At 29.8% G+C, this 22913-nt stretch carries 30 protein-coding genes and 1 tRNA gene; 9 read left to right on the forward strand and 22 right to left on the reverse strand.

Annotated elements, in window-relative coordinates:
• Positions 1 to 53: 53 nt before the first annotated feature.
• From TX50_RS06005 to TX50_RS06015, 5 genes are all read right to left on the reverse strand, one after another.
• Positions 54 to 1895 (reverse strand): tetratricopeptide repeat-containing sulfotransferase family protein, encoded by a 1842-nt coding sequence (locus TX50_RS06005; protein ID WP_011132753.1) that lies wholly within the window; start codon positions 1893 to 1895, stop codon positions 54 to 56.
• A 136-nt stretch (positions 1896 to 2031) separates the two neighbouring features.
• A complete protein-coding gene (locus TX50_RS06010) occupies positions 2032 to 3165 on the reverse strand; it encodes a porin (RefSeq protein ID WP_042116110.1) in 1134 nt (377 codons plus the stop codon).
• Between the two features lie 766 nt (positions 3166 to 3931).
• On the reverse strand, positions 3932 to 4099 hold the full coding sequence (locus tag TX50_RS09755; RefSeq protein ID WP_173028025.1) for a hypothetical protein: 168 nt from the start codon (positions 4097 to 4099) through the stop codon (positions 3932 to 3934).
• A 223-nt stretch (positions 4100 to 4322) separates the two neighbouring features.
• Entirely contained in the window at positions 4323 to 4460 is a 138-nt protein-coding gene (locus tag TX50_RS09520; RefSeq protein WP_162009312.1) for a hypothetical protein, read from the reverse strand.
• Positions 4461 to 4521: 61 nt separating this feature from the next.
• On the reverse strand, positions 4522 to 5037 hold the full coding sequence (locus TX50_RS06015; RefSeq protein WP_011132755.1) for an adenine phosphoribosyltransferase: 516 nt from the start codon (positions 5035 to 5037) through the stop codon (positions 4522 to 4524).
• A gap of 151 nt (positions 5038 to 5188) precedes the next feature.
• Here TX50_RS06015 and TX50_RS06020 point away from each other — a divergent pair.
• A tRNA-Pro gene (locus TX50_RS06020) sits at positions 5189 to 5262 on the forward strand.
• 166 nt (positions 5263 to 5428) lie between these two features.
• Here the strand turns inward: TX50_RS06020 and TX50_RS06025 are convergent.
• From TX50_RS06025 to TX50_RS06065, 10 genes are all read right to left on the reverse strand, one after another.
• Positions 5429 to 6133 (reverse strand): HupE/UreJ family protein, encoded by a 705-nt coding sequence (locus tag TX50_RS06025; protein ID WP_011132756.1) that lies wholly within the window; start codon positions 6131 to 6133, stop codon positions 5429 to 5431.
• Positions 6075 to 6212, reverse strand: a complete 138-nt coding sequence (locus TX50_RS09760; protein ID WP_173028028.1) for a hypothetical protein — start codon at positions 6210 to 6212, stop codon at positions 6075 to 6077. The genes TX50_RS06025 and TX50_RS09760 overlap by 59 nt, the downstream gene beginning before the upstream one ends.
• Positions 6213 to 6840: 628 nt before the next feature.
• Complete coding sequence (locus TX50_RS09190; protein WP_011132757.1) at positions 6841 to 8316, reverse strand: autotransporter outer membrane beta-barrel domain-containing protein; 1476 nt, start codon at positions 8314 to 8316, stop codon at positions 6841 to 6843.
• A 248-nt stretch (positions 8317 to 8564) separates the two neighbouring features.
• Positions 8565 to 8834, reverse strand: coding sequence for a hypothetical protein (locus tag TX50_RS06035; RefSeq protein ID WP_011132758.1), 270 nt, complete (start codon positions 8832 to 8834; stop codon positions 8565 to 8567).
• A 559-nt stretch (positions 8835 to 9393) separates the two neighbouring features.
• Positions 9394 to 11409 carry an acyltransferase family protein gene (locus tag TX50_RS09195; RefSeq protein ID WP_011132759.1) on the reverse strand — a complete coding sequence of 672 codons (2016 nt, stop codon included), beginning with the start codon at positions 11407 to 11409 and terminating at the stop codon, positions 9394 to 9396.
• Between the two features lie 578 nt (positions 11410 to 11987).
• Positions 11988 to 12479, reverse strand: coding sequence for a hypothetical protein (locus tag TX50_RS06050; RefSeq protein WP_011132760.1), 492 nt, complete (start codon positions 12477 to 12479; stop codon positions 11988 to 11990).
• Between the two features lie 469 nt (positions 12480 to 12948).
• Positions 12949 to 13203, reverse strand: a complete 255-nt coding sequence (locus tag TX50_RS06055) for a high light inducible protein (RefSeq protein ID WP_011132761.1) — start codon at positions 13201 to 13203, stop codon at positions 12949 to 12951.
• 533 nt (positions 13204 to 13736) lie between these two features.
• On the reverse strand, positions 13737 to 13904 hold the full coding sequence (locus TX50_RS09875) for a hypothetical protein (RefSeq protein WP_225866749.1): 168 nt from the start codon (positions 13902 to 13904) through the stop codon (positions 13737 to 13739).
• On the reverse strand, positions 13904 to 14158 hold the full coding sequence (locus tag TX50_RS06060) for a hypothetical protein (protein ID WP_011132762.1): 255 nt from the start codon (positions 14156 to 14158) through the stop codon (positions 13904 to 13906). The genes TX50_RS09875 and TX50_RS06060 overlap by 1 nt, the downstream gene beginning before the upstream one ends.
• 84 nt (positions 14159 to 14242) lie before the next feature.
• The gene (locus TX50_RS06065; protein WP_011132763.1) at positions 14243 to 14518 is read right to left on the reverse strand and encodes a hypothetical protein; all 276 of its coding nucleotides are present in this window, start codon (positions 14516 to 14518) and stop codon (positions 14243 to 14245) included.
• 108 nt (positions 14519 to 14626) lie between these two features.
• Between TX50_RS06065 and TX50_RS06070 the strand changes: the two genes are divergently transcribed.
• The 5 genes from TX50_RS06070 to TX50_RS06090 all read left to right on the forward strand — a co-directional run bounded on the left by TX50_RS06070 (position 14627) and on the right by TX50_RS06090 (position 17730).
• Positions 14627 to 14878: a DUF6447 family protein gene (locus tag TX50_RS06070; RefSeq protein WP_011132764.1), complete on the forward strand. Its 252-nt coding sequence runs from the start codon at positions 14627 to 14629 to the stop codon at positions 14876 to 14878.
• 86 nt (positions 14879 to 14964) lie between these two features.
• Positions 14965 to 15159, forward strand: coding sequence for a hypothetical protein (locus TX50_RS06075; RefSeq protein ID WP_036930577.1), 195 nt, complete (start codon positions 14965 to 14967; stop codon positions 15157 to 15159).
• A gap of 102 nt (positions 15160 to 15261) precedes the next feature.
• On the forward strand, positions 15262 to 15459 hold the full coding sequence (locus TX50_RS06080; RefSeq protein WP_036930574.1) for a hypothetical protein: 198 nt from the start codon (positions 15262 to 15264) through the stop codon (positions 15457 to 15459).
• Between the two features lie 7 nt (positions 15460 to 15466).
• Positions 15467 to 15646: a hypothetical protein gene (locus TX50_RS06085; protein ID WP_036930572.1), complete on the forward strand. Its 180-nt coding sequence runs from the start codon at positions 15467 to 15469 to the stop codon at positions 15644 to 15646.
• A gap of 380 nt (positions 15647 to 16026) precedes the next feature.
• Positions 16027 to 17730: a protein adenylyltransferase SelO gene (locus tag TX50_RS06090; RefSeq protein WP_011132765.1), complete on the forward strand. Its 1704-nt coding sequence runs from the start codon at positions 16027 to 16029 to the stop codon at positions 17728 to 17730.
• Between the two features lie 54 nt (positions 17731 to 17784).
• Here the strand turns inward: TX50_RS06090 and TX50_RS06095 are convergent, their stop codons facing one another.
• From TX50_RS06095 to TX50_RS06100, 3 genes are all read right to left on the reverse strand, one after another.
• A complete protein-coding gene (locus tag TX50_RS06095) occupies positions 17785 to 18177 on the reverse strand; it encodes a cupin domain-containing protein (protein WP_011132766.1) in 393 nt (130 codons plus the stop codon).
• A gap of 85 nt (positions 18178 to 18262) precedes the next feature.
• Positions 18263 to 18424: a hypothetical protein gene (locus tag TX50_RS09765; RefSeq protein ID WP_173028030.1), complete on the reverse strand. Its 162-nt coding sequence runs from the start codon at positions 18422 to 18424 to the stop codon at positions 18263 to 18265.
• 82 nt (positions 18425 to 18506) lie between these two features.
• Positions 18507 to 18689 (reverse strand): hypothetical protein, encoded by a 183-nt coding sequence (locus tag TX50_RS06100; protein ID WP_036930569.1) that lies wholly within the window; start codon positions 18687 to 18689, stop codon positions 18507 to 18509.
• A gap of 130 nt (positions 18690 to 18819) precedes the next feature.
• On the opposite strand from TX50_RS06100, the gene TX50_RS06105 reads away from it, so the two are divergent.
• Together TX50_RS06105 and TX50_RS06110 are read left to right on the forward strand one after the other, a co-directional pair.
• On the forward strand, positions 18820 to 19110 hold the full coding sequence (locus tag TX50_RS06105) for a DUF1651 domain-containing protein (RefSeq protein WP_011132767.1): 291 nt from the start codon (positions 18820 to 18822) through the stop codon (positions 19108 to 19110).
• 303 nt (positions 19111 to 19413) lie between these two features.
• Positions 19414 to 19620, forward strand: coding sequence for a high light inducible protein (locus TX50_RS06110; protein WP_011132768.1), 207 nt, complete (start codon positions 19414 to 19416; stop codon positions 19618 to 19620).
• A gap of 357 nt (positions 19621 to 19977) precedes the next feature.
• Here TX50_RS06110 and TX50_RS06115 read toward each other — a convergent pair whose 3' ends face one another.
• The 3 genes from TX50_RS06115 to TX50_RS06130 all read right to left on the reverse strand — a co-directional run bounded on the left by TX50_RS06115 (position 19978) and on the right by TX50_RS06130 (position 20990).
• Positions 19978 to 20193, reverse strand: a complete 216-nt coding sequence (locus TX50_RS06115) for a hypothetical protein (RefSeq protein WP_036930567.1) — start codon at positions 20191 to 20193, stop codon at positions 19978 to 19980.
• A gap of 311 nt (positions 20194 to 20504) precedes the next feature.
• A complete protein-coding gene (locus tag TX50_RS06125; protein ID WP_036930565.1) occupies positions 20505 to 20690 on the reverse strand; it encodes a hypothetical protein in 186 nt (61 codons plus the stop codon).
• 45 nt (positions 20691 to 20735) lie between these two features.
• Entirely contained in the window at positions 20736 to 20990 is a 255-nt protein-coding gene (locus TX50_RS06130; RefSeq protein ID WP_225866750.1) for a cytochrome B, read from the reverse strand.
• A gap of 396 nt (positions 20991 to 21386) precedes the next feature.
• On the opposite strand from TX50_RS06130, the gene TX50_RS09480 reads away from it, so the two are divergent.
• Positions 21387 to 21530, forward strand: a complete 144-nt coding sequence (locus tag TX50_RS09480; RefSeq protein WP_157859393.1) for a hypothetical protein — start codon at positions 21387 to 21389, stop codon at positions 21528 to 21530.
• Positions 21531 to 21712: 182 nt separating this feature from the next.
• On the opposite strand, the gene ychF is transcribed toward TX50_RS09480, so the two are convergent.
• Positions 21713 to 22804 (reverse strand): redox-regulated ATPase YchF, encoded by a 1092-nt coding sequence (ychF, locus tag TX50_RS06135; protein ID WP_011132771.1) that lies wholly within the window; start codon positions 22802 to 22804, stop codon positions 21713 to 21715.
• Between the last annotated feature and the right edge of the window lie 109 nt (positions 22805 to 22913).

Consider the following 22913-nt stretch of genomic DNA (forward strand, 5'->3'; position numbering starts at 1 on the left):
ACAACCACCAGTAGACAAAAAACGAGCTGGCCATTACTAAGAAGCACTTTGCTTTACGTAATCTTATCTCCAAGGATTTTATTGGTTTTAATAATTTCAATTGCAGGTTCCAAAAGTTCCTTATATTCTTTCCAAATCCCAATAGAAGAGGAATAAAATTTCTTTCTTATTTGAGCGCTACTTGCAGTGTATACATTTCTCTTGTTTTGATGGGGTGAAAAATATATTTCGTCCCAATCCCAATCAAGCCAATTTATTATCTCAGGTATAACATTATTAGGATTTTCAATTAAGTCCTCATAGTAATAATCATAAATATTTTCACCATATTTAATTTTATATTCCTTAATAGTTTCAAAATAGTGTAAGTATAAACTAGCAATATCAGGCAAAGAGAAAGAGAAAGACTGATTTAAAAAGTTTGCTCTGTATATGGATAAAATATTATCAAGAGGGTTTCTAATGCAATTTATTATTTTTGCATTAGGGAAAAAATTAGAAATAATGGGACAATACATATAATTAAATAAATTTTTGTCGGTGTAAATAAGAGATGATTCAAATTGATTTATAATTTTTTTTTCGTATAAGTTATGAACATTCTCTAAATCTTTAGCTTCCTTGATAGATTCCTCTAAAAAGTTAACCTCACCCATATCAGTTACTTTAGGATTTAAACTCAATATGTTTTCCAGTAAAGTGCTCCCAGACCTAGGCATGCCAACAATAAAGACATAATTAGAAGAATTTTTAAAATATTTATTTTCTGTTTTTTTGATTTTTAGTGATTTATAAAATTCGGTATATTGAATTTTCAGACTTGAGTCAGATTTTTTAAACTTCATGACTTCGTCGTTGGCAATTTTAAGATATTTTGCACTTTCTTTAAATTTTCTTTGTTTATGAAGCAAATTTGAGATTGCAAAAGCTGCGTAGATCTTTGAATTTGGATCGAGATTCTCTAGTTTTGTATTTAATAAAAAATTTAATTCATTTTTATGATTCTTAAAATCATAAATCCCAGATAATTCATAAAAACTATTAAAGTCAAATTTATTTCTCGAAATAATATATAAATTAGTCTCGATTGCAAGTTTAAGCTGGCCTGAATTTCTATAGAAACAAGCCAAGTTGGTGTAAAAAGGCATGTAATTAGGAGATAAATTTATTCCTTTTTTTAGTATTTGTATACTTTTACTTAATTGATTTTTTTCTTTATAAAGGATACTAAGATTTAAATAAGCCAACTCCAATCCTTTAAATTTATTTATTAACTTTAAAAGAATATTTTCTGCTTCTTTGAACTCTCTTTTCTTTATATGTGCCTTAGCTAAAAGAATATTTATTCTTATTTCTTTGCTATTATCATTTTTAGTTCTATTTTTATTATTTAGTTCCTCTAAAATATATATAGCACCATCAATATTGGATTTATTGATAAAAATCTCAGACTTTAAAAGTTTATAAATATCATTATTTATCGATAATTTAATAGCTTTATCTATATAAACCAAGGCATAATCAAAGTTTCTAAAGGCAAAGTACAAAAGAGAGAAATTATAGAGCAAATCTCCATGATTAGGATCAATTTTTAATGCCTTTAAAAGTAATCTTTCTGCATCATTGAATTTATTCTCAATTTTTAATATTTCGGCTAATAAAATATAAGGATTAATTGATGATGGGAATTTATTTATTAAATTGAGAAACACTCTTTTTGCTAAATTAAAATTTTTTAAATCCCTACAAAACAAACCATAAGCGAATAGTAAATCAAAAGACTCATTATTTGATTTTAATAACGTTTGGAATATCTGATTTGCCTCTAAAGAATTTCCTGCTTTTTGTTTTATTTTTGCTTCTTCAATTTTTTTTAATAAGTCAATTTTTTTCAATATATTTTGTTTTCTAATAATTATAGTAACTGAAATTATGAAAAATAAAATTCACTAACTTGAGAATTTCCTCACAAAAAAAAGACCTGCTGTTAAGCAGGCCTCTTTTTGTGTGTAGTTTTTTCTATCTAAGTTATTAGAAAGAGAATGAAGTTTTAACAGCTACTCCTGTTAAATCATCACCAGCTGTCTCCTCGATAAATATACCAGGTGTAATAGTCATGGCATCATTTACTGGATAAGAGTAAGACGCTTCATATATAAGATACTCAGTTACACTGTCAGCAAAAAGTCCAGTAGTTGCTGCACCAACGTTTACTGAACCAGGGCCAACTTCTGGGAAGGATAGACCAACGAAGTATCCAGAACTATCAGTTCCGCCTGTTTCTGAAGTTTCATAACCAACACTTAGGCTTGCTAAATCAAAAGTGTAGAAACCGTTAAGACCCCATGTTGTTGTCTCAGCGCCTGTTCCACCATCATCCATAGCATATCCAACAGCTACTCCGTAACTGTCTGTTGAATAAGCAACATTAAGACCGTATAAGTCAGCATCATCACCTACGATTTCAGTTGTTGGGGATGATATTCCACCAGCTATTGAGAATCCAGAATCAAATGCATAACCTAAAGATGCTGCAACACCTTTACCACCAGCACCTATAGAGTTACCAGTACCACAGTCGTCTAATGTTGTATCAGTGAATGCACTGTAAGTACAAGCTCCTGTGTATGTAGCACTAACGTCAGTTGCATCACCAACTACCATTGTTGCTCCACCAACAGGGAATGAATAAGTAACACCATCAACAACTAAGGAAGTTCCAGTGTCGAAACCCATTTTTGCTCCAATAGGTGAAGCTGTTGCACTACCGTTGTCAATAGCTATGTCAAGTGAATCTTCACCTGTGAAACTTGTTGATAAACCAATATTGAATTGGAAGTCAAAACCTGTTTCTTCGCCTTGACCAGTAGTAGCAGATGCATTACCGTCGATAGCACCTAAAACAGCGTCAACGCTAAATGATGCAGTAGTTGTTTCTGAGAAACTACCAGCTTCAAAGTTGTTTAATCTTGCTTCTAATCCGTCTACACGGCTATTAGTAACTGCGAGTTCTTCTGCAGGATTAAATTCGCTAATGTTCCGAACTTCTTCTGATGAAGAGTAGCCAGATACATCTTTTAAATTAAGCTCATTAGCAGTAGCGGTCATTGGTGCTAAAAGACCAAGAGTTGCAGGTGCCACAAGCAAGCTTTTGAAAAGCTTCATAAATTGCCTCACACAATATTAGGGACACCTTAAGATACTGTATAACTGAGTATAATCACAAGTATCAAACGATACTTTTTCTATGATTTTTTAATTTAAATCAAATATATTTTTGAATATATAAATCTTAAATAAATTAACAAGTCATAGCAGTGGTTTTTGAGGATAAAATTTAAACATTAATTTTATTGCAACATGTTGTGCCGATATTATTTGTGTCCAATTAAAAAAGATTTGTTTTTTAAATAAGGGTTAAGCAAGCCAATTGATTTATTAAATCATGACAAAATTTCTGAATGAGAGGTTATGTTTAAGATCATGAAAGGTTTCGAATCCAAAAAGAAAATTCCAATTAAGACTTTACTATTTCAAAAGATGAATCCCTGATAGATGATTTTGATAATCACACAAAAATATGTTGGAGTTCTTGGATCTTGATTGGAACTAAGATTTTAAAATTTTACTGAAACAGCCTTGAGAAGAGATAAAAAAAATACCTCATTTTTCTATCATGTAGTACAAATTACTAATAAAACCTAAATAGTAAAATGGAGAAATTTCACTTAATAATACGTGGATTGTTATGTTTACCCAAAAAAGTGGGTTAATTATTTTGAATACAAAATTTAAAGAGCACATTAACGATTAAATATTTCTTAAAAATATAAACCGATCAGAAATTTAAGACTTTTATTCACATAAAACTATTAATTTATTAAATTGGTTTATTTAAGGAAATATATTTCTTAGAAAATGATCTTTATACTTAATTTTTTTTTCGGGAAATTTTATAGGTTACTTTTTGAGTCTTAAATTGCTTCTTCTTTTTATTCTCAAAGGCTCCCACATACCAACCAGAAGCTAACCTAGTATCAATTTCCTCATAAACCTTATTCTCATTAAGTTTGCTAAGAGATTTTTTTATGTAATCCATTCATAAATACAATTCTTTTTATTATAGCAAATATATATTATGTAACTTTGATTTATAATTGAAAAAATCCTCAAATAGATATTTTTCAAATAAAAGCAATTACTATATTGAAAAAATATAAAATCTTTAGAAAAAATGAAAAATAAACGAAAATCTCTCAATAAATAATGATTATAGCTATCTTAAATAAAATTTACACCTGAGGAGCACAAGGTAAAATGACTCAAATAAATTTTTTTGTTAATTCTCTTCCAAGAGATTTATCAGAATTCTCATTTTTCTTAATTATCGGTTTTACAGCAGGATCATTGGGATTAATATAATAATTCATTAATTCTATTAATTCTGAAGTTTTTTCCATTATTATAACGATTTAAAATTAGTAACAAACAAACAATCTTAACTTAATTCTTCTAAAAAATCTATTTACATTTTAACCAGGATTCAACTGGAAAATCAAATTTTGATCTTCCTTCAAGTTCTATCAACTCAACTACGGTTAATAGCCCCGTAATTTTTTTGCCATTGTCTTTTAAAATATTTGAAACACAATTTACAGTACCTCCTGTTGCTAACAAATCGTCGATAATTGCAAAAGAATAAAAGTTATTAAGGCTCTTTTTTTGAATTGACAATGAATTTTCTCCATATTCAAGAGTATATTTTTTTTTAATTAATTCTCCAGGAAGTTTTCCTGGTTTTCTAGCAAATATCATTGGTTTTGAGACTTGAAATGAGATGGCAGATCCAAAAATAAAACCTCGCGCATCAATTGATATTAAAGCTTCAGCATTAGACACAATTTTACTCGATGCCATTTTAAGAATAAGTTCTTTAAAGACTATTGGATGTTGAACTATCTCAAGGACATCTTTAAAATCAATTCCTTCCTTTGGATGATCTTTGTAGGTAGATATTAATTCATTTAGTATTTCCATGTTTTTAGTGTGGATTTAAATTCTCTTTAACAAATTATTTATTAGAAATATCATAGCCAAGCGCAGGATTTAATCATTTAAAGCAGTTTTTATAAAATAATTATTTAGAGGGGCTTTTATAGATGTCTAAAATGAACTAAGATTTAGTTAACGGGGCGTGGCGCAGCTTGGTAGCGCGGGTGCTTTGGGAGCACTAGGTCGCAGGTTCGAATCCTGTCGCCCCGATAAGTCATACCAACGGATTAGAAATAATATAACTTGTCTCATATTGCGAAAAGGTAGCTAGAGGGGTAGCTAGGATACAGTTGTTGCGGTCGTGGATTACTTTTCTAGTGCCTTTTATTGACAATTCCATCAATTAGGTTGTTCCCAAAAAATTTTAGAACTCTTATTAATCAATAAGTGCAACCCATGAAAAGGCTGCTCCAATACCAATTAAAATTCCCGAAACCAAATTTTTATTCTTTAAAATTCTTCCAATATGCTCTGATAAGTATAGGACTATTAAGAGCAAAGATCCTTGCCCTATAAATATTCCTAAAAAGTAACTTAATAGAGGACTTTGCTCAGCACCAACAATTGCACCTCCTATCAAGTAACCATGCAAAGAGATCATGGGTAAAAGTAATGAGCTAGGTAAATAGCCCAAAATTATCAAACTTTCTAAAACTAAGCTTAAAGATACTAATGCTTCTGCGTAGGGGATCATAAATTCTGGCAATGACAAAATTTGCGCAATAGCACTTCCAATTAAACCAAAACCTAATAAAGGTAATATCCATTTTTTTTGGGATCTCAATCCAATAAGACTTATTGCCAAAATAAAAAGGAGATGGTCTGGACCCAATAAGGGATGACCAATACCACTGATAAAACCCTGCCAGGAAGTTAATGTGGAACTCTCACCCATACCAAATGGATGATGAGCAAATACTGGATTATAGATACTAATAAAAAACAAATATACAGGGAAGATTATTAAAGAGACTTTTAAGTTCTTATGAAAAAAATTTTTAGAATTCATTTTTCTATTCAAATTAATGATCTTTGCATGGCGAACATTCTTCACAATCTGTACATTCGCAAGGACAAACACAACCACAACCTGGACAAACTTCTTTCTCGTTTAAAATCAAAGTATCTGTTAATAAATGTTTTGTAAAAGTAATAACCATAATTTAAAAATTTATTTCTAAATATAAATTATATATGACTAAAAATCAATGCTAGTAATAATTTATACATTTTATAAAATTAAAATAAAAAACGATTATCATTTTTATTTAGATAATGAAAATCATATTCATGATTATTATTTAAAAAGATAACTTCACTCAGCTTCTATATCAATAATTCTTTTACCTTCCTAAGCATTAATTCTTTCTTCTTGGAATTCAATAGCGACTATCAATTATTTTTTGGGGTGATGACTACAAGAAGGCACTCGGGTGTAAAAAGGGTAGCTAGAGGGGTAGCTAAGTGACGATCTCATGTGAATTCATGCGATCGCAAGGTATGAATTTGAGACTCAGAAACATTCCAACACAATAGAAAACCTTAGTTACAATCTATATTCTTATCTTTTTCTCAAAGTTACATACAAGTGCTTTGGGAGCACTAGGTCGCAGGTTCGAATCCTGTCGCCCCGACTCTTAGAATCCAAGTCATAGAGAGGAATCCCAACCTCTCTTTTTTATTGCTTGTTCATTCTCACATGAGAAAGGGGCTCTAGGAGGGGCTCTAGCATCTTCGAAGATCTCCAAAAGGTGCCTACCTTTTTTGAATTAATTAATAACTAGTTGATTAAAACTGCCATCTAAAACCGCCACCATAGGACTGCTCATCTCCTCCTTCTGCTAGACCATATTCAGCATTTAAGTTAAACATAAAATCTTTAGTACAGATAAAATCAGCTCCCACTTTTACAGAACCATTATGTTGACCAAGTGTTTTAGAAGAAACTTTAGTATGAGCTGTTGAGCTTTCTGTTAATCCACCTTTAATACTTCTATGATCATCGTCCGAATAGGGATCCATTTCATAATTTAGTGCAAGTGAAGGAACTAAAATCCACTTTCCTCCTTCCATAGGGATTTGCTTATCTATACTGATTCCTGTTTTAAACAGAAGAGATTCTGCCTGATTTGGATCAATGGTAATTAAATCTCCACTACCCGATTCACTGAATCCATCTTGAGTATGGGCGGCATAAGCAACTCCTACCGTTGGTTGTAAACGGATTGGGGTTTTCATATTTTTTATATTCTTTTTCATATCCCAGATACCATTTATCTCCGCAGTATATCCATCAGTATCGTAGGCAGATGTTGCTGATGTAGTTGAATAATTTCTATTACCTTTGTAATCAAAATCAGATCCACCAATCATTCCTTTTAAGGTGAATTTATCACTTACTTTCTTAACTCCATAAATAGAATAGTGAGTGTTAGTGGAACTCAAACTAGCTGTAGTACTAGAGAAGTTGTAATTATTTAAATTAGAAGATCCAACGCCATATGCAACACCAGCTTTCCATCTATCATTAATTGTCTTCTCTACATTTAATGAGGTATTAAATTTTGTATAATCATATCCTCCATAACTGCTATTACCGTTAACAGAAGCAGTTGTATTGTTCGCATTGGTATAAACACAATAATCAGTATCTCCAATCACCCAACCATAGTTATTGCATTGTCCTGCTTTAGCTAAAACCAAGTCTCTATTATTTTTAATTGATGCCAATCCAATATTCTGCATCGCTGTATAGGGTTGGACCCATTCAGTTCCAGTGTCAGGAGGATCTGGAGTAACAAGGGAAGAGATCGTTAAAAATGCACGCCCACCAACACCATCATTTGTTTCAATCTCAAAACCAAAATTATCCCCCGCCTCTACATCAGTGGAAATACTTCCTGATTGATTGAAATCACCATGCAACTGATAACCAGTAAAAAGGGTTGTACTGCTACCGTTTATCAAGTTTGGAAAATCGTAGAAAGGAGTATCGTTTGTAGTATAAGCCCAATCAAAACTATATGTACCAGAACCTCCAGAAGGAATTTCGATAAAAAACTTTTGGGCTGAGCCTCTCGAACCATCATTTGGACCAGTAATAGTTATGGAGTCTGGAGCATTATTAGTATCTAAGGAGCCATCTCCAGACGAGCCTACTGTGCTCCAATTATTAACATCAAAATTTCCTGAAAAATTTTCGCCAGCTTTTATAGGCAGAGAGGAAAATATTAACGTTAAAAGTAAAAAATTATAAATTTTCACTTAATTAGTAATTATACTTATAAATATATATATCAAACTTCTTAAACTACTTTTTATATGAGGATATGCTCTTAAAATATAATAATTAAAAGCTATAAAAGCCAGTGACTTGCAACAATTTTAGATTTCTAGATTACTATAATTACTGAAAACTTACGTGCTTATTTATATTTCTAGGTTCCTAGACTTCTTATATTTTTTATTATTTAGTAGCTTATTTATATTGTTATTTAATATAAAAAACTCTTTTATTTATTTTCTTTTTCTCTTAACTCTGGAAAGCATTTAGCAATATGAATTAACTCATATACTTCTTCACTGTCATAATTTTTATTTGGAACTCCACTTCCTACTTCTATTCCTCTAGCTTTCATCATCTTTAAAATTAATTCTTGCCTTTCTTGGCTAGACATTGATTTATATTTGTTCCTTCTTTCTTCCTTATCCAAAATTAAAAAAGTTATAACTATAGTTCCAATAGTATAAATTAAGCTCCACCCCTGCGAGTTAATTTGCATTAACAGTAGTAGGTAAAGCAAGTAAAGCTAAACAAGATATTAATAATTTATGCATAAAAAAGAGGGTTTTATCCCTCTAAGTTTATCTATAGTTTCCCAAAAAGTTATCATTTCTTCGAGCTGGTTAAAGCTAAACACTAGGTCGGTGGAGGGGGCTCTAAAGGGGGCTCTAAAGGGGGCTCTAAAGGGGGCTCTAATATCTATTAACATCTTGTATGATCTTCGAAGATATTGCAATATGTTGTCTCAAACTCGTTCCACTCTCTATAATTAGTTAAGACTATAACTAGATTCTCAAGCAATTCTTAAAAATAACGCCCAGTGCTTTGGGAGCACTAGGTCGCAGGTTTGAATCCTTTCGCCCCAATCAGTGCATATAAATAAAAGTTAGGTATTGCTAATCTCATATATTCCTAGGTATATAAAAAAAGATTATTTTCTGCGAAATTTAAAGTCATTTCTCTAGCCTTCTTTCTTCGGAGGTATTTTTAAGTATTTCTAGATAAGAAGAAAATAACAAAAGTTTATTATTTTTATCATTAAACATTTTAATTAAAATTTATATTTTGTTATTTGTATCATTTTCAATAATAAAGTTTTTTAATTTATTAACTAATACTTTTGCACCATAATCAGATAGATGATTCCCATCACGATAGAATTTTGAAAAATCTTTAAAATTATCACAACAACTTTCTAATGCTTCTAATGGATTGAATAGAAATAAACCTTCTATATTTGATAAGTTTTTTATAAACAAATTATTCAAAGAAATCGCATTTTTTCTTTGAATTAGATAATTTTGATTATGATTATTTTCTTGAAAAGGTCTAAACCATTCTGGATGAGGAATAGAATTTCTCAATGATGAGGTAATTAAATAAGTTTTAATACCTTTCGCATTAGCTTTTTGAACAAAAGATTTTATAGAGTTTATATAGATATTTATCTTTTCCTCAGCATTAATAGAAATCTCATCATTTATGTTAAAAATGGTATTTCTTGTATCGGGATGTTTTTGATCCCCAAGATAAGAAAGGTGATAACCATAAATCACTAAAATATCATCTTGCCCTAATTTATTCAAAATTTTAGTGGAGGATAATTTTATAAATTGATTACATTTTGATGGTAGAATTCCAAAATCCAAAGGAGGGAAGGGGCAACCTGCATGTGTATAGTGAATCAAATTCAAACCCCTATTGTAAAAAATATCTTGAGCACTCATTAGAGTTTGCGCGTGACTATCACCAACGAAAGCAATCGTTTTATCAATCTTATTTGGGCTTTTATTATAAATAATACAATGATCAAATAATTCATCTATTTTTTCTTGTGTATAGCCTCCATCGGCATGACATTTCCTACCATTAATTTTTTTAGAAACTGATTTAATAGCATATCTCCATTTATTACCCGCATTAAAAGTAGGCGATTGTCCGGTAAATAAAACACTATTATTTAAAGACAAAAATATTGCAATAAGCCCTGAGCTAAAAGCAATAATAATATTAAGGATTAATAAACCAAACTTTTTAACATCATATTCTCTACTTCTTAAAGGTATTTCTACGTATTTATATGAAAAAAAGGCCAGAAAAAAACTTAATAAAATTTGTATTGGTATTGTCCACCATGTTATTCCAAAAGTCCATCTACTTATACAGATAACAGTCCAATGCCATAAATACAAAGAATAAGAGATTTTTCCAATAAAAACTATAAATCTATTGGTAAGAAATTTGTAAGCTAAGAAATCTTCTTTTGTCAATAAGATAAATAATGTTGTACAAAAAACCGTAAGAATTGTAGATAAATTAATAAACTCTCTAGGAAACATCATTATTGATATCAATATCAAAAAAATTAAAATTTCTGAAAGATGTCTGTATTTAAATTTCTCAACTATTTTGTACCGACTTAAAACGAAGGTTAAACCTCCAAAAGAAATTTCCCAAAATCTTGTTGGCATTAGAAAGTAAGCTGCATCTGGATTTGATTTATATAAATGCAAATAAAGACTTAAAGAGGGAATTGAAAAAATTATTAAGACAATAAATAAATTTCTTAAACTTTTTTTAGCTGATCTAGAGAATCCTGTAAACCATATAAAAAATGGATAAATAAAATAAAATTGCTCTTCAACGCCTAAAGACCATGTATGAGTAAAAATATTTAAATCCGCATCCTCTGCAAAATAATCAGTAGCATGTCTAATCAAATACAAATTTGATAATCCAAAAGCAGATGAGGCTCCAGTTCTTAAAGAAATTTGTGGATCAGAATTAAATAAACAGATAAGAATACTAGAAATAATTATAAATACAGCTAATGCTGGAACGATTCTTCTTAATCTTCTTATGTAAAAATTTTGGATAAAATCAATAAAATTTTTAGAATCTCTTCCATACAAAGATGAGGAAATAACAAAGCCTGATATTACAAAAAATATATCTACTCCTAAAAATCCGGATAGTAAGAACTCTTTGTTAAGGTGATTAATTATTACCCCTAAAACTGCAATAGCCCTTAATCCATCAATTTCTGGTCTGTATTTGCTAGGAATTATGTTCAAGAAATTTTAGCCAATAAACTTTTTCTAACGTAATTATAATTAATCATGGATATTAACTGGGCAAGTACCCAAATAGTAAAGAACTTAGACCGACACGAAAAACGAGATTTACTGGCTTGGATTTTGACCCAAAGTGAACGTACCTTCCAGAGAGCCTTCGAAGCTGGACAATATTCTTCTGCTATTGGCTCACTAAAATTAATTTGGGAAATGACGATTAAGGATTCTAAGGAAAAAGACTCTAGATATCACGGGAACTATAAACATTAGTAGGTCTCATCCGTCTTGGACATAGCTTTTGAAGTTGTTGGACAAAATATTAGTTATTTTTGAATATCTGATCTCAACCTAAGACGTGAAAAGTATTGGAAATTGGTTGGCTAGTCTCATTAGTTAGTGGGCGTACTGTCCTCGACACAATGCTTATGTCTCTTTTTTTTCTAAAGTATATATAAGGTGGAAAAGTAATTAATATATAAGGCTATTACTACTATTTAACCTATTTTTATAGGGTGGGAAAGTAGGTGCGAAAGTATGGAGGTTTGACCAACTTTTCCCCTTTTCCAGTTCTTTTTTTATTAAAAAACTTTTGTAATAGCGAAGTAAGCATATTTAGGTCTCCCGCCTGTTGAAGGTAGTCCCTTTTTATCTATGTTTTTGTCTTTTGCCAATTCCCTAAGTACTTCATCTGTATATTTCTTATTAATTGAGAGTTTTTGGCTTATTTCATCAGAAGTGAAAAACCTATCAGAATTATCATTAATGTAAGTCCCAATTCTTTCTCTATGGGTTTTTAATTCATTTAACGTGCAACCTAATCCTTTCATTCTTAAAAAATGGACTCTTTGATCTTCTTCCGAACCTTCGAATAAATAGATTTGATTATTTTTCATAGTGTTGCCCCTAGATTTAAAACTCTTAAGGCTATAGATAGTTTCTCCCCTTTCCCCTATTTCTTTCCAATAGCCCCAAACATCAGTAGAAGCATTTTTCAGATAAACAGTTCCAAATATATCGTTAGCTGTTAATTCTGGCGTTTTACTTTCTTTCTTTCTGGTGTGATGAGTCATAAGAACGGCTACTTGTTTAGTAGTGCTAATCCTTTTGAGCCTATACAAGAACAATGCAAATTCAGCAATACCCCGCAACTATTTAGTCATAGCTTGTAGACATAGTGCTCTACTAGGTTTGTTAAGTGCTTTGGGAGCACTAGGTCGCAGGTTCGAATCCAGTCTCACTGGTTTACTCTTCATGATTCTTAAATACTCTCTGGGTGATCATCTGCTAAACCTACCTTGCATAGCTTTGCTTACAGCATTGTCTGTTTAATACTACTAAATAAGCAGTATTAAACAGACGATTGCTCCAATACTAAAAATTAAACTCCAACCCTGAGAATTAATTTTCAATTTAAAATTATTTATATGTATTGAGTAATGATATGTAAATTCCTGACAATACTAAAATTGCTACACCTACACCCATAATTGAATTTGGTTGATTATGTCAAAGCTCATTAAAAAATCCCATAATTAATACTTAAAGGATTGGATATGCTATCCATCCAAATAAAGTGTAGTTAATAATGACAGCCATGAAGCCTATCATTGCAAGCCTTCCATTAGTCCTTTCGGCAATAAACCAATAGCTATTTGGCCATTCAAATTTTTTCGTATTAAATATTTGATCTTCTGGAAGTGTGGTCTCTTCAGGAGTATTGTCCTGATCAAGATAATAATTACTATCTGGATAAAAGTTTTCGCTTCGAATATTGTCCCCTTTTTTTTCGATCATTTTATTAAAAATTGCACTACATTTATTTTAAAATGTAAAAAGTGTAAATAGGGTAAAAGGCTATTTTTAAATATTTGAGCCTGAAGCAATTTCTTATCCACATAATAAAAGTCAATATTCCTATTATTTGGTAAATACACAATCTTAATTAAATTTCTACTTTCGAGCAAAAGATCAAGATAATATTTGGTATTAGTTTAATAGCTATTGGTATTGGTGCAATTTCAAAAAAGGTTATCAGTTATCTAACTGGAAGCTGTATCCAAGGGTCCCAAGAAATGACTTTAAATAAGGCATAAATAAGTTCTTTTTTTAACGAGTAAGCATTTCATCTAAAATTTAAGTTTTGTTTTTACTCTATTTTTATTTTCAGAATTAAATTTTAAAAGTCACGAATCAGTAAATATAGTCAATTCATCGCCATATGATTCTTGTATAGATAACCCTTCAGACTCTAAATTTTTAACAAATACATTTCCAAGTAGTTCTAAACTTTTAGCATCTTTGTCATAAGTGAGCTTATTTGAGGAAGCTTAAAAATTATTATTAATACTTTTGATAACTACATTACTAATAGCTTCAAAATTACCTTTACCATTTTGTACCTGAGAATCAGAGGTAATAGTGTAATTCAGTTTCTCTTTTGCAAATGAAATTTCACTTAAAAGAAATAGAACTGCTGCAAGTAGTAAGCGTTTCATTAGAAGCAATTCCTATAGCCTTCTATTTTAGCTAATTCCTCAATACTTAACCCAGTATCTTTTAAAAGTGTTTCGCCGATATTATCGCCATTTAATTTATTTAAAGCACCTTTTTCTGAGAGTTTTATACACATGTTTTTATATTTAGCTTCTTTGATTACTGGTGATACATACAAACCTAATAAAATTAAAAAGCCTCCAAAAGTTACTACTCTTCTATGATTCTTCCACCATTGATAAAAATTATTAGCCATTTAAAAAAGAATTTTATTCCTTTAATATAGAGTATTTTTACAATCGTTTAATCAATATTTTTTAAATTCTATAAATTTCAATTTTCAAAATTTCCGAAAACAAGCATCTCCAACTAACAATACTTTCCAATAATCGTTTTTAGCATTTTTAATCCTTAATAAATAATTTGGATTAACTAAGAGAATCGTTTTAATTTGGATATTACCGTCACTTCCATCTTTTATAATATTAAAAAAACATTTCCTACTATTTCTTGAAATAATTCCAGGCCAAATTGCAATAACACCTAGAGTAAAACCTAAAACAAGAATAGATAATTTTTTTATATTAAAAACTTCAAAAAAAATTTTCCTTCTCATTTCAAAATGTATTTTGTTGAGTTAATTTTTACAATATTTACGAATAAATATAATTTCTACTCTTATAAATATATAGAATAATACAAATATTAAAATTATAATTAAAAAATGCTTGACTCAAAAGAATCCGATTCAGCAAATCCAGAAGATAAAAAACTTCCTACACTAGACTTCGATGGTAAGAAATACGATATAAACTCACTGCCAGACGAAGTTAAAGATCTTCTCAAGGGTTTACAAATTGCAGATACACAAATTCGAATGCATAAAGATACTTTAAGACTTTTAGATTTAGGAAAAAATTCACTTGGCGTTCAATTAAAACAAAAATTAAAAAATATATCTCCAGTAAAAAACTAAAAATTAATTAACTGAATCTAGTTAATTTGATAAAAATCCTTTTAAATTATCTTATATTTAAGATATTAAAATATCTTTAAAATTAAATGATTAATTCTATTAATACTGAACATTTACCTGTTAAAGATTTAATTATTTCTGGTTTAATAATTTTCATAGTATCGACAATAATTGCCAATATTTATAATCCATTGTGGGGCTTCACTTATGCTTTTTGTAATGTTTTAACTCTTGTATTCTTGAGTTGGCTTTATCAAGATACATGGAATGATAATCAGTAATAATTATTAAATGATAAATTTAGCTTTTAAGAACTTTTTCAGTGATGTCCCAATTCAACATTAGTAAAAAAAACTTTTTAAGATTAAAGAAACTTTAGAAAATTGAGTAATTCTGATTTTGATAAAAATGGAATAGATAGTACTGGAACACATTGGCTTCAATATGCTGCTTTTGCTTTTTCAGCTTTTGCTATCTTCACTACTTGGGCCTTCTTTTTTGATTATAAATTTCATAATTTCATATTAAATATTCTCAGAGTTTTTAATTGCAGTGGCTTCAACTGTAATGGTGTTTACTAGAATTTAAATGGCTAATCCAAACCAAAAAACGATATTAATTGAGGAAATATCAAAAGATATCATAAAAATTTGTAAAAAATTCCAAGCTGATTCAGGCTCATCAGATTCTGAAGTTAAAACTCTCTTAAAAGAAATAGCTAGGTTATGGGAAATCGAAGAAAAAAATAAATTCGGGTTCAGATTATAAACTTTTCATACCAATTTAATTCTCAAATAAATAATTCCATTATTTTTGAAATTTTATATTGGATGCATATTTAATTTTTACTAGATAAGAAGCTAATAAAGATAGCACTAAAAAAAATAACAAACTTTCCAAAGTAGATTGAGGCATAATCATAATTAAGTAAAGAAGATAGCTATATATCTATGAAAACGAAATTTTATAAAAAATCAAACAGAAACAATTTTTTTGACTAAAATTTAACACTTAATTATCTTTTTATTTGAGTAATTTTTATTGACAGTAAATTACTTTAAAGGCATATAGATGAAATTCAATATAAAATATAGTTATTGTTCATTTCCAGTCAAATACAACCTAATCAAGAATAAAGTACAAAATTAATGTCACGAAAATCTGAATTATTAAAAGGCGAAGAAACTAAAAACTTTTCTGAGTTTTCACAATTAGCAGATTTTTCTTTAATGAATTCTCTCAACGCTGATCCTCATTCGACAAAAGATGGGAATGATCACAGGGCTAGGTCAGTTAATTCAGGTCATTATGTTCCCGTTACTCCAACACCAATTCCCGAACCAATATATGTTTCGCACAGCAAAACATTATTTAAAGAATTGGGATTAAGTTCTGACCTTACAAAAGATAAAAATTTTTGTCGTTTTTTTTCAGGTGATATCGAAGTCGCAGAGTATCCAATGAGACCCTTTGGCTGGGCGACGGGATATGCATTGTCTATTTATGGAACTGAATATACACAACAATGTCCTTTTGGGACAGGTAACGGCTATGGAGATGGTCGAGCAATTTCTGTTTTTGAAGGTTTATTCAATGGGAAAAGAATGGAGATGCAACTTAAAGGTGGAGGCCCCACACCTTATTGTCGTGGAGCAGATGGCCGAGCGGTACTACGATCAAGTGTTCGTGAATTTCTTGCACAGGAGTTAATGCATGCATTAGGAATTCCTACTTCAAGATCTTTAACTCTTTATGTCTCAGGGACAGAAATAGTTAGAAGGCCTTGGTATACAGAAGGTTCTAGATATTTTGAACCTGATATTATGGTTGATAATCATGCCGCAATTACTACACGTGTCGCGCCTTCATTTTTGCGTGTAGGTCAGCTCGAACTCTTTGCTCGCAGAGTTCGAAGTAATTCACATGATGACGCTTTCAATGAGCTTAAAATTATTGTCCAACATCTTATAGATAGGAACTATAGAGATGAAATTGATCCAAGTTATTCATTTAATGAGAAGGTGATTAGGTTGGCTAATTTATATCGAGGAAGGCTAATATCACTTGTAACTAACTGGATGCGAGTCGGTTACTGCCAAGGTAATTTTAATAGCGATAATTGTGCTGCTGGAGGTTTTACCCTTGACTACGGTCCTTTTGGTTTTTGTGAATTATTTGATCCAAGATTTCAGCCTTGGACTGGAGGTGGAGAGCATTTTTCATTTTTCAATCAGCCTTTTGCTGCCGAAATCAATTTTAAGATGTTTTGTTCATCTCTTCTACCATTACTCTTAGAAAATAAAGAAGACATAGAAAAATTAGAGAAAATTAAAAATGATTTTTCTAAATTTATGAGCAAAGAAATGCAATTAATGTGGGCAAAAAAGCTTGGTCTTGAAAAATACGACGAAACTCTTACCAACGAGCTTTTCAATCTTATGGTTAACTCTAAGGTTGATTTCAGTATTTTCTTTAGAAAGCTTTCTCATATTCCTGACAATATATCTTTTTTAAAAGATAGTTTTTATTTACCTTCTAGCGAAGAACTTGATAAGGAATGGTTTATTTGGTTAAAGAAATGGCAAGATTGTATTAACAAACAAGGTGATTTAAAAGAAATCTCCAAATCAATGAAACAAGTAAATCCTAAGTTCACTTGGCGTGAATGGATGATAGTGCCTGCTTATCAAGAAGCTGAAGAGGGTAATTACAACAAAATAAAAGAATTACAAACTATCTTCAAAAATCCTTATGAAGAAGAGTCTTTGGAGATAGAACAAAAATATAATCGACTTAGGCCAAGAGAATTCTTTAATAAAGGAGGAGTTTCGCATTACAGTTGTTCCTCTTAAGAAGAAATTAATTCAGTTATAAACAAAGTTGATAAATAATTTAATTGAAGACTTTTATTTGTTAATAGTTGTTGGCACTCCCACTACTGAAATAACATCGACATGAAGAATGGCAGGTTTTTTTCCAATACTTTTTACATAATGTTCTCCTCCTTTATTACTCTCAACGAAAACATCTCCTGCTCTAAAAGTATTTATAACTCTACCTCTGACATGTTTTAACTTACCTCGCGTAACATGAATCAACATTGGGGAAGGATGCTTATGGATAGGAGTCTTTAAACCTACAGGTATTTTCACTCTCAACAGCCTTAATTCAGGTTCTCCTTCTAGATAATTAAAACTTTCTCCACTTAACCCTTTAGAAGTTTGAATTAATGGGACAACTTCAATTTTTTCTTCAGCTAAGGCATATTTTGGAGATATTAAAGCTATTAATAGCACCATAAAGGAGAAAAAATATTTTTTGATTTTCATATGATTTAAATACTATTTTTATTATATAAATATTGATATTAACTACATCTAGCTTTTACTTTTTATATAGTTTTTCTAACTGCTTAATTTCTTCCCTTAATTCTCTTCCTCTATCATTTAATTTATTATTTTTTTTAATTATTGGAACTATCCACCAAACTTGTAGACCAACAAAGACCAAAATTAAAAGAATTAAATCAGGAGTTCCAGGCGACATTAAGATCGATTTTGGTTAACTTTTTTAATTGATAATAACAATACTTTATTAATTTTAACTATCAAGAATAAACTTGATAATTTTATGCCGCTTCTAAATCAATGCGAAGTTCCCTTCCCTTATAGATTATTGCCTCTTTGAAATTAAGTAGTTTTCTTATTCGTTCCTGCCTTACCTTATCTGTAATGTAAACATCCTCAAGAACCTCTTGTATTGCTAAAGTAACTTTCTGAAGTTGAAACTCTAAATCTTCTCTATAGTTCATTGATTAATGTAATTATTTACTAATTAAAGTTGAAATTTTTAATTAGTAAATGAGTACTTTAACCAATAAAACTCTTGACACCAAGCTAAACAAAACATAAAACTAATAGTATAAATGTACCATTAAATTAATGACGCATAGAGAGGCTAATGTTTGGTCTAATTTTTCGTATGGCAGTCGTACTGATACCCCCAACGGTTGTCTTCTTAATCCCGAGGGGAGCAGATTAATTTTCTTTGAAAGATGCAAAAAATCACCGCAGAACAATATCAAAATCTTTACGCATACATTTTATACCAATCATCTAGGAGAGCCGGCAGGGTTTAAATCTACTAGCAAAATCGTGGTAGAAGAGGCCTGGAAAGAATGGAATGATCTACAAAAACATGGTTGGACAGAAGTATCACACAATTTTGGTTAGCAAGGATAAATCTAAAAAATAGACAACCTAATATTTTTAGAAGAAAATTAATTACCTTAAACCGTCTGGATCACATCAAAACAAAAGCTTTAAAGAGAAAAATTAATGTATTAGCGCAAAAAGTATTCAAAACATATCTCAATAATTTAATTAGCATCAAACGAAAAGTCGCAATAAGACCTTACTTCATACCAATACTGTCTCATTTCTGACACAGTAATTGAGTAATTCACCCATCCCCTTCTTCGGACTTTACATTATTTAATACTTGTGTTACATTAATTAACAATTATAAAAACATTAATGGCTAACTCTCAAGTAACAACAGAATCAGGCGGAAGACAGAATATGTTTCCATCAGAAACTCGTCCTTACATAGATGAGTCAGTTTCTTATGACAGTTACCCTAAAAATGCAGAAAAAGTCAACGGTCGTTGGGCGATGATTGGCTTCGTAGCATTATTAGGCGCATATGTAACAACAGGTCAAATTATTCCTGGAATTTTCTAAAATGGAACCAATTTCTCCTGAACTTTATAAAAAACTTCTTAAAGCATATAAGTACAGCAGGTGAAATAATTTTCTAGTAATCTCTATGGCGGTATCAATTACCTTTTATAGCAATACGCAATTACAAGACTTAAAATTTTAATTAAATTATCAATTATAAAATGCTAGTTTCTCTTCTAGAAGACAACTAGCATTTACTTTATAATTTCATTGAAAACTTTTTAATAAAAAAAGAGTTCGATTTTTAGCTGAAAACGAACTCTCATTACCTAATTCTCACAAGAATAATTTCAAGTAAGCTTTTATAGCTTAATTTATTTTAATTAAGTGTAAATCCGTAGATATGCCGATTTAATTCTATCTTTTTAATCCACCTCTCTTAATCCAAAGAAACCAAGTTATCCAAATTGGAGGAAGAAACTTTATTAGAGAACCAATCTTATAAATATAAAAAGGAACATTATCACCGATAAATAAATTTACGACTGCTGAAGATAATGATACCCAAATCACAATAATTAAAATATTTGCTCCCAATAAAGCGAATTTGTTTTGCTTAAATATTTTTGGCATACAAAAAAAGATATGATTCTAATTTTAAATCAACTAAGAATATAAATGAATTATTTTTCAAAAAAACTTCAAATTTAAAATCCATAACCAAATAAACAAAATACTAAATTTTATCCCACCTCCTAATAGAATTCCAAAAATATAAGGTGGTAAAAATAATATTATTAAAATCGAAAGTAAACTAAAAAGAGCAAAAGAGCATCTAAGAATAATATTCTTTCTTCTTTTTCTTCTTAATTGTTTTATGAAATTCCACTCCCATTCCATTAACCTGTAAAATTTTTCAGATAATAAAAATAAATATTTCATACCTACTTATTTTTAATAATATTAGACTCCTTAAATACAATTTTCCTAGCAAGTCTATTCAAGCCAGACCATGTTGAATATTTTTTCTGAGCTGCTTTTATAATTCCCTGCTTCCCTTTTGATGTTAATTTATATCTTTTTAATAATTTACCTAGGGCTATTGAATTTATAGAAATACAAGTATTCACTAATTATTCCTCAGTTTAAAATGTATGTATATTTAATTTCTAATCTTAGCAATAAACTTTATTACCTTCTTTAGTAAGATAATAAATTTTTCCTTGCTCATTGATAAAAAAAGTTAGCCCTTTGTATTGAGATCTCCCAAATCTTTTGAGTCTATTTTTATGTAAATCCCAATTTATAGTATTAATATCTGGATTTAATTCCTCTTTTAGATTGTCTGGCTGATATAAAAAACTTTTGGATAACTTTTTCTTATAAGAACGATTTTTTTGATTAAAAATAAATGCAAAAACTAAAAGCAATAAAATCAAAAAAACTAAACTAGCAATAAATAATTTAAACACCAAATAAAAACCAAAAATCAGTTCAGGTATTAATCCAAACTATATCAATAGGACCCAAATGCATTTACATGCTATATGTAGCATTTGATCAACTAATAAATTAAACTTTCCAATACATTTTAAATAGTCAATATAAAAATGTAATAAAGCCTCCAAAAGAGCAATTAAAAAATGATGATGGAGTAAGAATGTTGCTGAGAGTTATATACGAATCAATTACCGATTAATTTTCATAATTAAAATGTTTGCATATCTTTTTATTGAGTAAAAAATCCTATTTTTATATTCTTGTATTTTTGAATACTCTTAAAGGTCCCAACTAAATCAGATTATGAGATTAGTTGCATTTTTAACATGACTCAAAATTCCATGAATACTCCTTATGCAAAAAGAGTAGCTGAAAAATTTATAGAGGCTCAAAACTACTTAAAAACCAACGGCTTTAGTAGGTCAACTAAACATTTACTAGAAGATATTGAAAATTCTGCTGAAAAATAATAATGCCAATACCTCCTCACTTACCACAATTACAATACGGGTATGATGATGGTTTTACTACAATTGTTTTCGGATTAATAGGAAGTTGCTTGGGATGTATCTTAATTTTATTAATTTCATTTTTTGAATTTAAATTTAAAAAGCAAAATAGTAAGTCTTAACTTTCAGGAGATGACCTTTATTTAGACATTAAATAAAAACTCCATTACATCACCTTCATTTACTACATATTCCTTACCTTCACTTCTTAGTAAACCTTTATTTTTAGCATTAACTATTGATCCTGAATCAATTAAATTTTGATATGAAATTGTTTGAGCTCTAATAAATCCTTTTTCAAAATCAGTATGTATTACTCCTGCAGCTTGTGGAGCAGTCATCCCATCTTTTATTGTCCAAGCTTTAGTTTCTTTTTCTCCAGTTGTGAAATAAGTTTTTAATCCTAATAATTTATAAGTAGATTTTATTAAAGATTTTAATCCTCCTTCCTCTACACCTAAACCCATTAGGTAATCTTTTTTATCCTCAGGTTCTAACTCTATTAATTCTGATTCAACTTGGGCTGAAATTTTTATACATTCTGTATTTTCAGAGTTTGCAAAACTTTGCACTTTTGAAGAGAAATCATTACCTTCAGCTAAATCATTTTCATTTAAATTAGTGGCATAAACAATTGGTTTTGCAGTAAGAAAACCCAATTGTTTAATCATTAAATTTTCTTCATCAGTTAAAGATATTGACCTAATAGAAAGTCCTTTTTGTAACTCATCCTCAATTTTTTCTAATAAAGAATCTTCTTGTGCCGCTTCTTTACTTGTTTTAACTTGTTTTTTAATTCTTTCTCTTCTTTTTTGAAGCTGAGATAAATCAGCCAAATTAAGCTCCAAATTAATAATCTCAATATCATCTAAAGGATCAATCTTCCCTGAAACATGAATTACCTCAGTATCTTCAAAACATCTCACGACGTGAACTATTGCATCAACTTCTCTAATGTTGGAAAGAAATTTATTTCCTAAACCCTCACCTTTACTCGCACCTTTTACAAGACCTGCAATATCGACAAATTCAATTTTAGTGGGGATAATATTCTGACTAGAACTTAAACTACCTAACTCTTGAAGCCTTTGATCAGGGACTGAAACAATACCTTTATTTGGCTCGATGGTACAAAAGGGGAAATTTGCAGCTTGCGCTTTTGCATTTTCAACAAGTGCATTAAATAAAGTTGATTTCCCAACATTTGGCAATCCAATAATACCGGCTTTTAACATTTGAAAAAATTTATAGATGAATTAGTCAATGAATCATCTTCTTGTAATATAGAGTTTACTTAGCCAACCTTGGATAAGTTAATCATAATCGTTTCGATTATTTACTATA

Source organism: Prochlorococcus marinus subsp. pastoris str. CCMP1986 (genome assembly GCF_000011465.1).
Lineage (GTDB): Bacteria > Cyanobacteriota > Cyanobacteriia > PCC-6307 > Cyanobiaceae > Prochlorococcus_A > Prochlorococcus_A pastoris.